This window comes from Williamsia sp. Y712 (genome assembly GCF_059445525.1).
Window position 1 is genome coordinate 984,408 of sequence record NZ_JCAIUN010000001.1, and the last position, 12,370, is coordinate 996,777.

Here is a 12,370-nt window from a genome sequence, read left to right on the forward strand (position 1 = left end):
CATCGGACGTGGGATCCTTCGATATGGTGGACTTCATGGCCACAACGCGTGACTTCCGTTTCGGTGTCAATCTGCTGGGTCGTGGCAGCGTGGATGATTTTCTGGCACAGGTGCGTGATGCCGAACGATGTGGCGTCGATGTCATCTTGTTGCCAGACCACCTGGAACTCGGGGCGCCCTTCCCCATGCTGGCCGCCGCAGCGGCGGCCGCGCCCGGCGTCCGGGTCGGCACGTTTGTGCTCAATGCCGGGTTCTATCGCCCGGCATTGTTGGCCCGGGACATCGCCAGTGTTGATCAACTCAGTGGTGGACGGTTCGAGATCGGGCTCGGTGCGGGCTATGTGGAGAGTGAGTTCGCAGCTGCTGGAATACCTTTCGGTACACCTGGGCAGCGCGTGCAGCACTTGCGGGAGACGGTGTTGGCACTCAAGGACCTCCTCGGCCGCGCTGACCATGAGCCTCCGTCGGTGCAGACTCCGCCGCCGATCATGATCGCCGGGACGGGGGACAAGGTCCTCACCCTCGCGGCGGAGCATGCCAACATCGTTGCCATCGCCGCAGTCGCCGACGACGAGGCGCTGGCCGAACGGGTCGAGTTCGTTCGATCCAAGGCAGGCAGCCGGTTTGACCAATTGGAGATCAATCTGATCATTTTTGATCTCGCCATCGATCGTGACCCCGACCTCGACGTCCTTCGCAGCCATCGGCCGAAGGATACCGACGCCGAACTCCTGGCGCTGCCAAACGGATTGCACGGCAGCCACAGTGAGGTCGTTGCGCGTATCCGGGAACTGAGGGACAGGTTCGGGGTCAGCTACATCACGCCGATCGACCCGCCCGCCGCCGATATGCAGGCGTACGGGCGGGTCATCTCGGAATTGCGAGGCGACCAGTCAAACGCGCACCCGGATCGGACGCCGCCTCGCCGAAGAAATTAGTCAGGCGCCAGGCGAGCAGACCGTCGTCGTGGTCGGCACAAGCCACTGCTGTCCTGCCCCGATCGGCCGAGCAACTCGCCGGGCTGTGCTGAACGACGAACTGGCCGCTCACTTACTCGTCGTCGCACAGAGTTTGGTGGAACCGCTGCGCCAGTGGGGCACCTTCGCTACTGTCGTGGCCTCCGAACCGGGCGACACCGCTACCGATGAACTGCTGCGCTACCTGGGGCGCGAACCGTAAAACGCCGAACGAAACGAAAGCGGCTAGGTTAATGGTCACCAGCAGTAGACGGTCGGTGCCCGAGAGGGAGGCGGTCATGCCGTCGACCGATCGCCGCTGGCCGATCAGGTGGCGCTTACCTGCGTTCCACACATGATGGCAGGAGACGAAATGACAGTCGAGTACATCCGCTACCGGATCGAAGATCCGCAGCGCCGCGACGAGTTCGAGAAGGACTATGCCGCGGCCGCCGAACAGCTGGCCGCCGCTCCCCAGTGCCTCGGGTGGGAGCTGTGCAACGGCGTGGAGGAACCAGAGCGCTACATCTTGCGGATCGAATGGACGTCCGTGGAGGACCATCTGGGCGGCTTCCGCTCCAGTTCCCTGTTTCGACAGTTCCTCGGGCACATTCGGGCCTACATCGGCGACATCGAGGAGATGAAGCATTACGAGCGCACCAGCGTGGTGTCCACGTAAGCGGCGAACTGACGGTGCCGCCCGGCTGACGGTGCTCGGGCTCGGACGTGCCACCGGTTCGACAAGTCGACGTTGTCGAACTCTTCCGGTGCACGGTCGATGATCGTGGGCACGGCGCTTGCATGCCACGCTCGAGTTCGCGCAGTTCTGCCGGCGCCAGTTCGATTGCCGCACCGACCGGCAGTTCGTCGTCCAGTCATCGGCCGCATCGACCTCGACGGCATCGCCTCCGTCATTGACAGACCGGTGGCAGGTCCGAGAGCTACCGCTCCAGCCAGTGTGTCGCGGTGAGTGGTTCGGCGTCGGCCACCGAGTCGTGGCTACAGCCGAAGCCGACGGTCCAACGACCATCGGACAGTTCGACCGGTCCCAGTGTCATCGGTGCCGGCAGCTCTGCGAGGAACTCGCCGAGGGCCGCCGGTGACAGAGTCCAGAGTTCGCCGCGGATGGACTTCCCGTGTTCGCTGTCTCGCACCAGTCCGGGCTTGGCAGGTTGTGTATCGAGTGCGACCAGGCGATAGTCCGGTGCGGTGGCGGCCTCACCCGACCACCGGGCGCCGCGCCTGGTCAGCTGCCGATCCAGTGGCTGCCCACGAAGATGAGCCCCGACAACAAACACCTCGGCGACGTCGGCGCCCGCCCGCTCCGGCCATGACGGACCGGTGGCAGGCAGGCTGCTGCCGATACGCCCGGCGATGTCGAGTGCAACGGCGTCGTCGTATGCGCGACCGATCACGGTGATCCCGAACTGGGCTGTACTGCCATCGGATTCGACAACTTCTCCGGCGGGGACCGCCACGGCGCACATGTCGAACAGGTTGCAGAAGTTGGTGTACGTGCCCATTGTCGCGTTCACCCCGATCGGATCGGCCGCCACCTGCGCCAGCGTCGGATGCATCGGGGCGGTCGGAACCAGCAGAGCCGCGGCGTTGCCGAGTGCCTCGAGTGCGCGGACGCGAAGGTCCTCGACCCGCCGCCGGTCGGCGAGTAGTTCAGTCGCCTTGAAGCGATCGGCACTACTGATGATCCCGGCCACCGTGGGATCGAGGCCATCCGAATCCTCGGCGGCCGAGATGAACTCGCCGACTGCGTCATACCGTTCAGCCACCAGAGCGCCCTCGTACAGGAGCTTGGCGGCGGCGAGGAAGTCGTCGATGCTGATGCGCTTGACCGTGATACCCGCAGCCTCGGCCTGTTCAACGGCCGCTTCGAAGGCGGCCTGCCAGCGTTCGTCCAATGCGGGCAGTGTGTCCGGAACCGCAACCACAGGTCCCTCACTCGCCGCGAAATTCGTGTTGGCGGGCCATGTTCCGACGTCGGACATCACGCCCATCGCCAGGTTGGCGAGATCGAGGTCGGCGGCCAGGATGGTGACACAGTCATAGCTCGCACACGCAGGCACGACGCCGGTGGTGCTGACCACGCCCAGTGTCGGCTTGATGCCGACGATGCCCTGCAATCCGGCAGGCACGCGGCCGGATCCGGCTGTGTCGGTGCCGATTGCGATGTCGGCGAAACCCAGTGCGACTGCGACGGAGGATCCGGAACTGGAACCGCCGGAGATCCGATCGTCGCGGCGCGAATCCCGCACCGCACCATAGGGGCTGCGGGTGCCGACAAGGCCGGTCGCGAACTGGTCGAGGTTGGTCTTGCCGATGACGACCGCGCCTGCTGCCTTGAGCGCGGCGACCGCATCGGCGTCGACGTCGGGCAGGTACTCGTATCCCGGGCAGGCGGCGGTGGTCGGGAGCCCGGCCACATCCACGTTGTCTTTCACTGCCAGGACAACACCGGCAAGCGGACCTCCGGCGGCCAAAGATGCGGTGTGTTCCCGGGTTACGTCGGCTTCATCGCGCAGTGTGATGAAGACTTCGGGGCGATCTGCCGCGGCGATGGCGGCGTAGATCTCGGTGATGCGGCTCATGCCACCCTTCCTGTTTTGATGGCGAACTCGCCACTGTCGGACCAGCGTCGACGTTCTTCGTTTCGGGCGATCTCCATCGCTGTTCGCTCGGCGGCGATGTCGTCGGCGTTCTCGTCGAGATACTTCTGGTGTTCGGCGAGCGAGAACGTTCCATGCTCGATCTCCACCCGGCCGCGTCCGGCCGCGGTGTCGGCCCGTAGGTCGAGCAGTTCGTCCGCACTCACCGGATACCACCTGATCTTGTCGAAGAAGCGCAGCAACCACGGGTGCTCGGGGTCGAATCCCGCTGCCTCCAGAGGATGTCGATGATTCCACACCTGGGTGGTGCGTCCGACGAACTGGTAGCCGCCTGGTCCCTCCATGCCGTAGATGCACATATAGGCGCCACCGATCCCGACCGCGTTCTCCGGTGTCCACGTGCGTGCCGGGTTGTACTTGGTGGTGACCAGCCGGTGGCGGGGATCCAGTGGCACCGCAACCGGGGCACCGAGATACACATCGCCGAGCCCGAGCACGAGGTACTCGGCGTCGAAGACGATGCGGTGCACGTCGTCGACAGAACCCAGTCCGTTCATACGCCGGATGAACTCGATGTTCCACGGGCACCACGGGGCATCAGAACGGACCCCGAGCATGTAGCGCTCGATGGCTTCCCGTGTTGCCGGGTCATCCCACGAAAGGGGCAGATGGACGGTCCGGCTCGGGACCACCAACTCCGATGCGGCCGGAAGCTGGGCCTCGCACTCGATCAGCCAGTCCAGAAGAACCGACTGCCGCAACTTGGTCGGATCGACTTTGACCTGTAGCGATCGGATGCCCGGGGTGAGGTCGATCAGTCCGGCCGGCCGGTCCGCGTCGATCCGTTGCGCGAGCGCGTGCACCCGTGCGCGCAGTGCCAGGTCGAGGGTCATCTCGCCGTACTCGACCAGGATGTTGTCGTCGCCGCTGCGCCGGTAGGTGACCAGGGTGCTGCCGTCGGCGGTCATGGTGGAGCCCAGGACACCGTTGTCGAGGTCGCCGCCGGATGACAAGACGATGCTGATGTCGGAGCGGCGGGCCGAACCGAGGTCGGCCGGGCTGGCGGTCTCGGCCGAACGGACGGGGACGAAGCGCACGGTGTTGCCCGGCTTGAGTTGGCCCATCTTCCAGCGATCGGCGGTGGTGATGGTGACCGGGCAGACGAATCCGCCGAGGCTGGGGCCGTCGGGGCCGAGCAGGATCGGGGTGTCGCCGGTGAAGTCGAGGGCGCCGACGGAGTAGGCGTTGTCGTGGATGTTCGAGGGATGCAGTCCGGCCTCGCCGCCATCGGTCCGCGCCCAGCGGGGCTGTGGTCCGATGAGTCGGACGCCGGTCCGATCGGAGTTGAAATGGACTTCGTAGGGCGTGTTGTAGAGGTCTTCGATGTCTTCGACGGTGAAGAACTCGGGTGCGCTGTGCGGGCCGACGGTCACCGCGAGATGCCAGTTGTCGGTGAGGGCCGGCTTTTCCTCGTTCAGGATGCGCCGGGGTGCACTGACCAGATCGGCGCCGGCGCAGGTGAGCGTATCGCCCTCGATCAGTGGACGGCCGTCTTTTCCGCCGAACTTGCCGAGAGTGAACGTGGAACGGCTCCCCAGATACTCCTGCGCCTCCACACCGCCTGCGACGGCCAGATAGACCCTCATCCCGACCGGCCCGGCCGCACCGATGTCGAGGACCTCGCCTGCCTTGACCGGGATCGGGGCCCACTGCGGCACCGGGGTCGAACCCACGGTGACAACCACCGGTGCGCCGGTCACCGCGACGACGGTGTCCTCGGCGAAGGTCAGCCGCGGACCCATCAGCGTGCATTCGAGTCCTGCTGCGCCCTCGGGGTTTCCGACCGCGACGTTGGCGAGGCGGAAGGACAGGTCGTCCATCGGTCCCGACGGTGGGACACCGACCTGCCAGTGCCGGATACGTCCGGGCCAATCCTGGATGGTGGTCTGCGGACCCGCCCGCAGCACCGAGATCGTCGACATTGCTTCAGGCGCCCTTCGAAACTGCGGCCGGCCGGGTCACGATGACCCGGACTGCGGTGGGGTCGAATCCGTTGCACGGGTTGTTGATCTGCGGGCAGTTGGAGATCAGGACGAGGGTGTCGATCTCGGCGCGGAGGGCCAGTCGTCGTCCCGGCGCGGACAATCCGTCGACGATGCCGAGCGAACCATCGGCGTCGACCGGCACATTCATGAAGAAGTTGATGTTGCCGACCAGGTCGGCCTTGCCCAAACCGTGTGGCGCACCGCCGATGAGGAAGTTCTCGACGCAGGCGTGCTGATGTTTGGTGTGGTGCCCGTACCGCAGCGTGTTCGATTCTTGTGAACAGGCGCCGCCAACCGTGTCGTGATTGCCGACCTCATCCGCCACGATCGTCATCATCGGGGCCCCTTCATGATCCCTGATGACGCTGCCGGTGGTCAGGAAGAGGTTGCCCTGCGCGGCGATCGTCGCCTGGGCGGAGTATCTGACCGCGTGATCGTCGGCACCGTAGAACAGGGTGTCGACGGCCTGATTGCCGTGCAGGTCCACGATGGTCAGCACGTCGCCTGCTGCCACGACGCCCGACCAGGGTGCGCGATCTCCGATCACGTGGTCGAAGATCACCTCGCCGGTGACCAGTGCCAGCTCTGCGGCCGACGTCGTGGCGGCGGAAGCTGTTGCGGTGGTGGACATCAGATGGTCCTTTCGAAGTGGGCGGCGTTCCAGGCGTCTTCGGAGTTGAGGACCGCACGCTGGTATTCGGGGTCGGTGTCATCGAGCCCGGCCACGGCGGCGTCGAGGTCGGCGGGCGCCTTCCAGGCCAGCACCTCCACGGGCCCGACGTCGAACGTGACGGACGGGTCGAGGGGGTGGGCGGTGTTGACAATGGCAACGGTGCAGGGCAGATGGAGCAGGAGATCGACGTACTTGTCCTGCCCGGCAGAACCTTTGGACGTGAGCGAACCATCGGCCTCGACCACAACACTGTGGAAGAAGGAGATCGATGGCACCACGTCGGTGGGGGTGAGTCCCTGTTTGGCCGCGGCCAGCGTGAACAGCTCCCGGCCGGCGGGGGAGTGCGAATGGACCTCTCCGGCACCGTATTTCTCGGTATTGGTCGTCAACGTGGTGGTGCCGCACAGGGCGTCGTGGTGGCCCGAGGTGTCCTCGACGATGGTGGCCAGAGCCCGACCCTGATCACTGAGCAAGGGATGGCCGGTGCCGAGGTACGCCTGCCACGGCACCTTTACCGTGTCGGCGACATTGAGTCGCTCCCACGGGGCGTCGGAACGCCACAGCAACAGATGCGCACATCCGGTACCGGTCACGTCGCGCAGTCGCAGCCGTGTACCCCGTGCCAGTACCTTGACGCTGTAACGCCCGCCGGGGATGGTCTCGGCCCACGTCATATCCTGCGGTGCGATCTGGTCCGGGATCGCCGGCCAGGCCGACGCGGGAACAACCGGCATGGAGTCGGTGATGGCCCGGGCCTGAGCGCGGGCATGCTCGCGGGCGCCTGACGTGGTTCCGGTGGTGGCTCCGGTTGTGGTCATGGTGAATATCCTTGTGCAGTAGGTGAATTGGATGTTCTGCTACTTGGAAGCTGCAGCTGACGGCGCCGGGACCGGCATCGGATGCTTCTTGCCGTGCGGGAAGCAGGCGATACCGACGATGATCGTGACCACGATGCAGATCGGGCCTGCCCACTTCAGGATCGGCATGTCACCGGCCGGATCGAAGATCTCTTCCCGGGGCCAGGCGAGGTTGATCACCATCAGGAACCCGTAGACGACAGCCAAGATGTTGATCGGAATCCCGAACCGTCCCAACGTGAACAGCTTCTTGCCCTCGGAATCCACGGGCACGTCTTCGCCGGGCCAGCCCTTGATGCGGCGCCAGAGCATCGGACCGGTGACGGACAGGTAGGCGAGGTAGATCAGGATGATGCAGACGCTGGCCAGGGTCGCGAAGATGGCGGAGTTGCCGACGTTGACCACCAGTACGCCGATGCACAGGACTCCGATCAGGATCGACGGTGCGATCGGGGTTCCGGTCTTCGGGTTCACATGCGACAGGATCTTGGAGGCCGGCAGCCGGTCGTCGCGTGCCATCGAGAACATCAGTCGTGAGCATGCGGTCTGAATTGCCAAGGTGCAGATGAAGATCGCGATCACCACATCGCAGAGCAGGACCTTGCCCCAGAACGATCCGAGGACCGAGTCGAGGACGTAGGGGAGACCGCCGACGGCGAGTTCTTCGCCCAGGCTGGGTGCGGCCATCAGGGCGCCGAGCAACATCAGGCCGCCGCCGATCGCCGACACGGTCAGTGCCAGGCGGATGGTGCGTGGAGCGACGCGGCGCGGGTTCTTGGTTTCTTCGGCGAGTTCGCCGGCGGAACCGAATCCGACCATCACGTAGGCGGCCATCAGGCCGGAGACGATGAACGCCCAGATGTAGCCGGGCTGTTCGCCGGGGATGCCGGTGTCGAAGACGACGTCGGGGCCACGCTCGGCGTGGGTGAACAACGCCAGGATCACCGCGATCACGCCGATGATCTCGCAGGTGACGCCGATGCTGTTGATACGGCTCATCCAGTTGACGCCGATGCAGTTGATGAAGGTCGTGACCACGAGCAGGATCGACCCAAGCAGGACCGCGTTGGACGCTCCGCTGGTGCTGGTCAGGGCGGAGTCGTCGCCGATGATCTGGAAACCTTCCCAGATCGACGGCATGACCACCTGCAACGCGATCGCCGCGGCAGAAGCGGTGACGATCTGCGCGAGCATCATGAACCAGCCACCGAACCATCCGATGACCTCACCGCCCATGCGCCGCGCCCACTGGTAGATGGCACCGGAAATCGGGTATCTGGCAGCGATTTCGGCAAAACAGAGTGCGACAAGGAACTGGCCGACGTAGACGATGGGCCACGTCCAGAAGAATGCCGGCCCACCGAAGGAGAAGCCGAGGCCGAAGAGTTGGAAGATCGTCGTCAGGATCGATACGAACGAGAATCCTGCCGCGAAGGATGCGAAGGTCCCCAATGACCGGTGCAACTGTTGGGTGTAACCGAAGGCAGAGAGATCGTCGGAGTCGCCGATCTGCGAGGCACTCCCGGTTGTCGGCGCCGAGGGTGGTTGCGCTGTTGCGGTCATGGCGGGGTCTTCCTGGTCGTGGGCGCTGGAGCCCGATGAACCTGTCGAGTGATAGATAATCGTGAAGCGATTTCTGTCGGGTGACAGGTTTGTTACCGGGGTGCTACCACGTGAAACAATTAGGTTTCGCAAACCACACTGAGCTGCAGGTAGGGGGCTTACGCTGGTGATTCGTGCTGTCCGAAAGAGCCCGGGCGACAGTAGGGTAAGTGCTTGTGAGTCAGATTGCGGCAGGGCCGGGGCGCCCGAGGTTGGTGGAACAGCGCCGCCGTGGGGCAACCGCCCGCGATGAGATCCTCGACGCCGCAGCTGAGTTCTTCACGACGCGCGGGTACTCGGGTACGTCCACCCGCATGATCGCCGAGGCGGTCGGAATCCGGCAGGCTTCGCTCTACCATCACTTCAAGACCAAGGACGACATCCTCGAGGCGCTCCTGCAGGACACTGTGCTCGCGCCGCTCGAACAGGCGACGGTACTACTCGATGCCGACGGATCAGCGCTGGATCGGCTGCAGCAGTTGGCCCGCTTCGATGCCGGACAACTTGCCCGCTCGCGCTGGAACCTCGGTGCGCTCTACCTGTTGCCAGAGCTGCGGACTGAGCGGTTCGCCGAGTTCCGCAGTGCCCGAAGCGACTTGGCGCGGATTTACGCCCAACTGGCCGGCGAGGTGCTTGGCAACCAGACCGATCCTCGTAGGCACTTGCCGTTCCGGCTCGTCGAGTCGGTGATCAGCATGCGGTCCGACGAGATGGTCGGCGCGCTGGGGGCGGATTCTCTCGAGGACTTGGTGACGGTGCTCGTCGAGAGCGTCGAGCCGGTCCTCACCTAGTACCGCGAGTCGACAAAAGCACACCGTTCGGTCAAAAGCACACGTTGGAATGTGTGCCTTGACCGAACGGTGTGCTTTTGTGGGATCAGGCGCGCCAGTCGGCCGTGCGTTCCGGGGTTGCCTGCGCGAGTGCTTCTTTGGTGGCTTCGGCGTCGAAATCTTTGCCGTACACCGGGGTTCCGGGCTGCTGGCGCCACGACTGCGCCAAGGATCCGGCGTCGACCGGATTGAAACCGAGTTCGTCGACGATGGCCGACACGATCTTCTTGGCCTCGGCGTCATCACCGGCGATGGGTAGTGCGATCCGGCCCTTCGTTCCGGGCGGGGTCCCCTTCTCCAACAGGTGCTTCCAGTAGATGCCGTTGAAGACCTTGATGACGGGCTCCTTCAGAACCTCCGAGACCCACACGCTTTCAGGGGTTCCGTCTTCGATGGCAGCGATTTTCCCATCGCGTTGCTGTGGGTAATAGTTGTTGGTCTCGATCACCGGCGCTCCGGGTTTGCGGTTCGCCACGATTCCCGGTGCCAGGTCGGGTGTGTTCTTCTGGGGAATACTGACGATCACCAGATCTGCGTCCTGGGCGGCGTCCTTCGCCCATACCGCTTCAGCACCGGTTTCGGCGGCCAGTTCGGCAAGGGTCTGCGGATCCCGCGAATTGGCGACGCGCACCTCGTGACCCAACTGCGTCAGGCGACGTGTCAGCGTTCCGCCGATGAAACCTGCACCGATGATCCCGATTTTCACAGCTGCTCCTTGCGTTGATAGACGATTCGCGATGGTTCAACCCGTCCGGTCGCCGGATCATTCCACTACTACCGGCGCTACAGCACCTGGTCGGGCATTGCGTCGTGCACGAGTAGTGCGATCTGAACTCGGTTGTTGAATCCGAGTTTCTCGAGAATGTGGGAGATGTGTGTCTTGACGGTGGCGACGGAAACGTGCAGGTCGGCGGCGATCTCGGCGTTGGACATACCGCGGGCCACAGCGATCGCCACCCGTTGTTCTCCGGCCGTCAACTGGTCGAACTGTCGGGTGCCCCGTCTGTTCCGCGTGTCGTGCTGGGTATAGCGCTGGATCAGTTTTCGGGTGATTGCGGGCGAGAATATCGGCTCGCCTGCGGCCACTTTGCGCAGTGCCGCGATCACATCGCGCGGTGGAGTGTCCTTCAACAGGAATCCACTGGCGCCGGCCCGTAGCGACCGCAGCACCAGATCGTCGGCGCTGAAGGTGGTCAGCATGATGACGTGCGGAGGGCGGGGCAGTGCGCGCAGTGCCGCGGTGGCATCGAGCCCGTTGACCTTTGGCATCCGGATGTCCATGAGGACCAAGGTCGCGGCGGTCTCGCGGACGAGCTCGGTCACACCGACTCCGTCTGCGGCCTCACCGACGATCGTGATGTCGGGCTGACCGGTCAGCATCGTCCGCAGTCCCGCACGAACCAGCCACTCGTCGTCGATCAACAGGAGCCGGATGTCCGTGTCCAACCCGTCGATCACCTCGGGCATTCTTCCTCCCAGGGCAGCCGTGCAGTCAGCACGAAGTTCCGGTCGATGATGCTGTGCCCGAGCGTCCCCCCGGCCAATGTCACGCGTTCATTCAAGCCGACCAGCCCCGACCCGGTCCCCGGGATCGATGGATGCGGGTGCAGGTCCGCGTTCAGCGGCTGCGAGATGGTGACCGTCAGCCCGAACCCGGGTGACCCACCGATCCGCACGGTCACCGGCACGGCTCCGGCATGCTTGCGGGCATTCGTCAGACCTTCCTGGACGATGCGGTAGGCAGCGCGACTCACCACACCGGGCACCATGTCCACATCCGCTATGTCGACGGTCGCCTTCACCGGACTTCCGGCCAGTTCTGCCTCGTCGAAGAGCTCGCCGATCGTGGCCAGGGCCCTGGTCGGCGCGGCGAGATCGTCGTCGGTCTCCTCGCGGAGCATGCCGATCACATCCCGCAGATCGACCAGCATCTGATGGACTCCGGCGCGGATCACACCGGCGGCGCGGCTGATCTCATCCGGCGAGGCGTCTGGCCGAAACTCGAGTGCGCCCGCGTGAACCGATAGCAGACTCATCCGATGCGCGAGCACGTCGTGCATCTCCCTGGCCAAACGTTCACGTTCGGTGGCGCGGGCGTGTGCGATCCGCTCGCGTTGCTCGGACTCGACGTTGCGGGCGAGTTCGGCGAGCGAGATGAGCAGCTGACGACGATTGCGCACCATCGTTCCCCAGCCGAGCGCCGCGACAGTGAGCAACACCGAGAACGCCAGGACCACGGGCCAGGAGTCCTGCTCGGCATCGGGGTACAGAGCATAGTTCGACATCGCGGCACCGATGCCAAGTGCGCCGATCGCCAGGGAATAGCGCAACGGTCGGTGCACAGCGAGCGAGAAGAGGGCCAGGAACGCAGGTCCGGTGATGAACGTGGCAAACCCGGATGCGATGGTGAGGATCAGTGCGATCGCGACTGGCCACCGACGGCGCCAGGCCAAGGCGATGCAGCCGAGTAGACCGACAGCGATGTCGGCAAGGAGGAGCGGACCCCAATTTTCGACACGACCACCAATGGTGAGACTGCCGATCCCCGCGGCGAGTAGCACCATGATCACATCGATCGTGATGTCGCGGTTGGTGCGCCGACCCATCAGCGGATGAGGGTCGGCCTCGAGGGTTTCGCGCACTGCACCGGGCACCCATGCCGGACGTGCGGGCAGGCTTTCCCAGCCGTTGATCTCCGGTGGTGCATCGGCGCGACTCATCTCTCGATGTTCTACGGTCACGCTCGGCGACGCATCAGGCGAAAGTCTGAACAGTCGCCGCGAAGC

At 64.7% G+C, this 12,370-nt stretch carries 12 protein-coding genes; 4 read left to right on the forward strand and 8 right to left on the reverse strand.

The genetic code is table 11. The features are described from left to right. Positions 1-35: 35 nt before the first annotated feature. The 3 genes from AC1D75_RS04820 (at position 36) to AC1D75_RS04830 (ending at position 1,635) form a co-directional block, all read left to right on the forward strand. The gene (locus AC1D75_RS04820; RefSeq protein WP_495514149.1) at positions 36-938 is read left to right on the forward strand and encodes a TIGR03621 family F420-dependent LLM class oxidoreductase; all 903 of its coding nucleotides are present in this window, start codon (positions 36-38) and stop codon (positions 936-938) included. Positions 939-1,023: 85 nt separating this feature from the next. Next, positions 1,024-1,179 (forward strand): hypothetical protein, encoded by a 156-nt coding sequence (locus AC1D75_RS04825; RefSeq protein ID WP_495514150.1) that lies wholly within the window; start codon positions 1,024-1,026, stop codon positions 1,177-1,179. Positions 1,180-1,329: 150 nt separating this feature from the next. Next, entirely contained in the window at positions 1,330-1,635 is a 306-nt protein-coding gene (locus tag AC1D75_RS04830; protein WP_495514151.1) for an antibiotic biosynthesis monooxygenase family protein, read from the forward strand. A gap of 262 nt (positions 1,636-1,897) precedes the next feature. Here the strand turns inward: AC1D75_RS04830 and atzF are convergent, their stop codons facing one another. From atzF to AC1D75_RS04855, 5 genes are read right to left on the reverse strand one after another with little or no spacing between them, the layout of a single operon-like run. Continuing rightward, complete coding sequence (gene atzF / locus AC1D75_RS04835) at positions 1,898-3,559, reverse strand: allophanate hydrolase (protein WP_495514152.1); 1,662 nt, start codon at positions 3,557-3,559, stop codon at positions 1,898-1,900. After that, positions 3,556-5,559 (reverse strand): 5-oxoprolinase/urea amidolyase family protein, encoded by a 2,004-nt coding sequence (locus AC1D75_RS04840; RefSeq protein ID WP_495514153.1) that lies wholly within the window; start codon positions 5,557-5,559, stop codon positions 3,556-3,558. The genes atzF and AC1D75_RS04840 overlap by 4 nt, the downstream gene beginning before the upstream one ends. Positions 5,560-5,563: 4 nt before the next feature. Beyond that, a complete protein-coding gene (locus AC1D75_RS04845; protein WP_495514154.1) occupies positions 5,564-6,253 on the reverse strand; it encodes an urea amidolyase associated protein UAAP2 in 690 nt (229 codons plus the stop codon). Further along, positions 6,253-7,113, reverse strand: coding sequence for an urea amidolyase associated protein UAAP1 (locus AC1D75_RS04850; RefSeq protein ID WP_495514155.1), 861 nt, complete (start codon positions 7,111-7,113; stop codon positions 6,253-6,255). Before AC1D75_RS04850 ends, AC1D75_RS04845 begins: the two co-directional genes overlap by 1 nt. Before the next feature lie 39 nt (positions 7,114-7,152). Next, positions 7,153-8,715, reverse strand: coding sequence for an amino acid permease (locus tag AC1D75_RS04855; protein WP_495514156.1), 1,563 nt, complete (start codon positions 8,713-8,715; stop codon positions 7,153-7,155). 215 nt (positions 8,716-8,930) lie between these two features. On the opposite strand from AC1D75_RS04855, the gene AC1D75_RS04860 reads away from it, so the two are divergent. Continuing rightward, positions 8,931-9,545, forward strand: a complete 615-nt coding sequence (locus AC1D75_RS04860) for a TetR/AcrR family transcriptional regulator (protein ID WP_495514157.1) — start codon at positions 8,931-8,933, stop codon at positions 9,543-9,545. An 85-nt stretch (positions 9,546-9,630) separates the two neighbouring features. Here AC1D75_RS04860 and AC1D75_RS04865 read toward each other — a convergent pair whose 3' ends face one another. The 3 genes from AC1D75_RS04865 to AC1D75_RS04875 form a co-directional block, all read right to left on the reverse strand. Next, positions 9,631-10,290, reverse strand: a complete 660-nt coding sequence (locus AC1D75_RS04865; RefSeq protein WP_495514158.1) for an NADPH-dependent F420 reductase — start codon at positions 10,288-10,290, stop codon at positions 9,631-9,633. Positions 10,291-10,367: 77 nt separating this feature from the next. Beyond that, complete coding sequence (locus AC1D75_RS04870) at positions 10,368-11,051, reverse strand: response regulator (protein ID WP_495514159.1); 684 nt, start codon at positions 11,049-11,051, stop codon at positions 10,368-10,370. Then, the gene (locus tag AC1D75_RS04875; protein ID WP_495514160.1) at positions 11,039-12,304 is read right to left on the reverse strand and encodes a sensor histidine kinase; all 1,266 of its coding nucleotides are present in this window, start codon (positions 12,302-12,304) and stop codon (positions 11,039-11,041) included. The genes AC1D75_RS04870 and AC1D75_RS04875 overlap by 13 nt, the downstream gene beginning before the upstream one ends. Positions 12,305-12,370: the final 66 nt, after the last annotated feature.

What these genes read in the sequence shown, in the direction of transcription:
- AC1D75_RS04820 (WP_495514149.1), top strand. Translation starts at nt 36, where the DNA reads ATGGCCACAACGCGTGACTTCCGTTTCGGTGTCAATCTGCTGGGTCGT.
- AC1D75_RS04830 (WP_495514151.1), top strand. Translation starts at nt 1,330, where the DNA reads ATGACAGTCGAGTACATCCGCTACCGGATCGAAGATCCGCAGCGCCGC.
- atzF (WP_495514152.1), bottom strand. Translation starts at nt 3,559, where the DNA reads ATGAGCCGCATCACCGAGATCTACGCCGCCATCGCCGCGGCAGATCGC.
- AC1D75_RS04840 (WP_495514153.1), bottom strand. Translation starts at nt 5,559, where the DNA reads ATGTCGACGATCTCGGTGCTGCGGGCGGGTCCGCAGACCACCATCCAG.
- AC1D75_RS04845 (WP_495514154.1), bottom strand. Translation starts at nt 6,253, where the DNA reads ATGTCCACCACCGCAACAGCTTCCGCCGCCACGACGTCGGCCGCAGAG.
- AC1D75_RS04850 (WP_495514155.1), bottom strand. Translation starts at nt 7,113, where the DNA reads ATGACCACAACCGGAGCCACCACCGGAACCACGTCAGGCGCCCGCGAG.
- AC1D75_RS04855 (WP_495514156.1), bottom strand. Translation starts at nt 8,715, where the DNA reads ATGACCGCAACAGCGCAACCACCCTCGGCGCCGACAACCGGGAGTGCC.
- AC1D75_RS04870 (WP_495514159.1), bottom strand. Translation starts at nt 11,051, where the DNA reads ATGCCCGAGGTGATCGACGGGTTGGACACGGACATCCGGCTCCTGTTG.
- AC1D75_RS04875 (WP_495514160.1), bottom strand. Translation starts at nt 12,304, where the DNA reads ATGAGTCGCGCCGATGCACCACCGGAGATCAACGGCTGGGAAAGCCTG.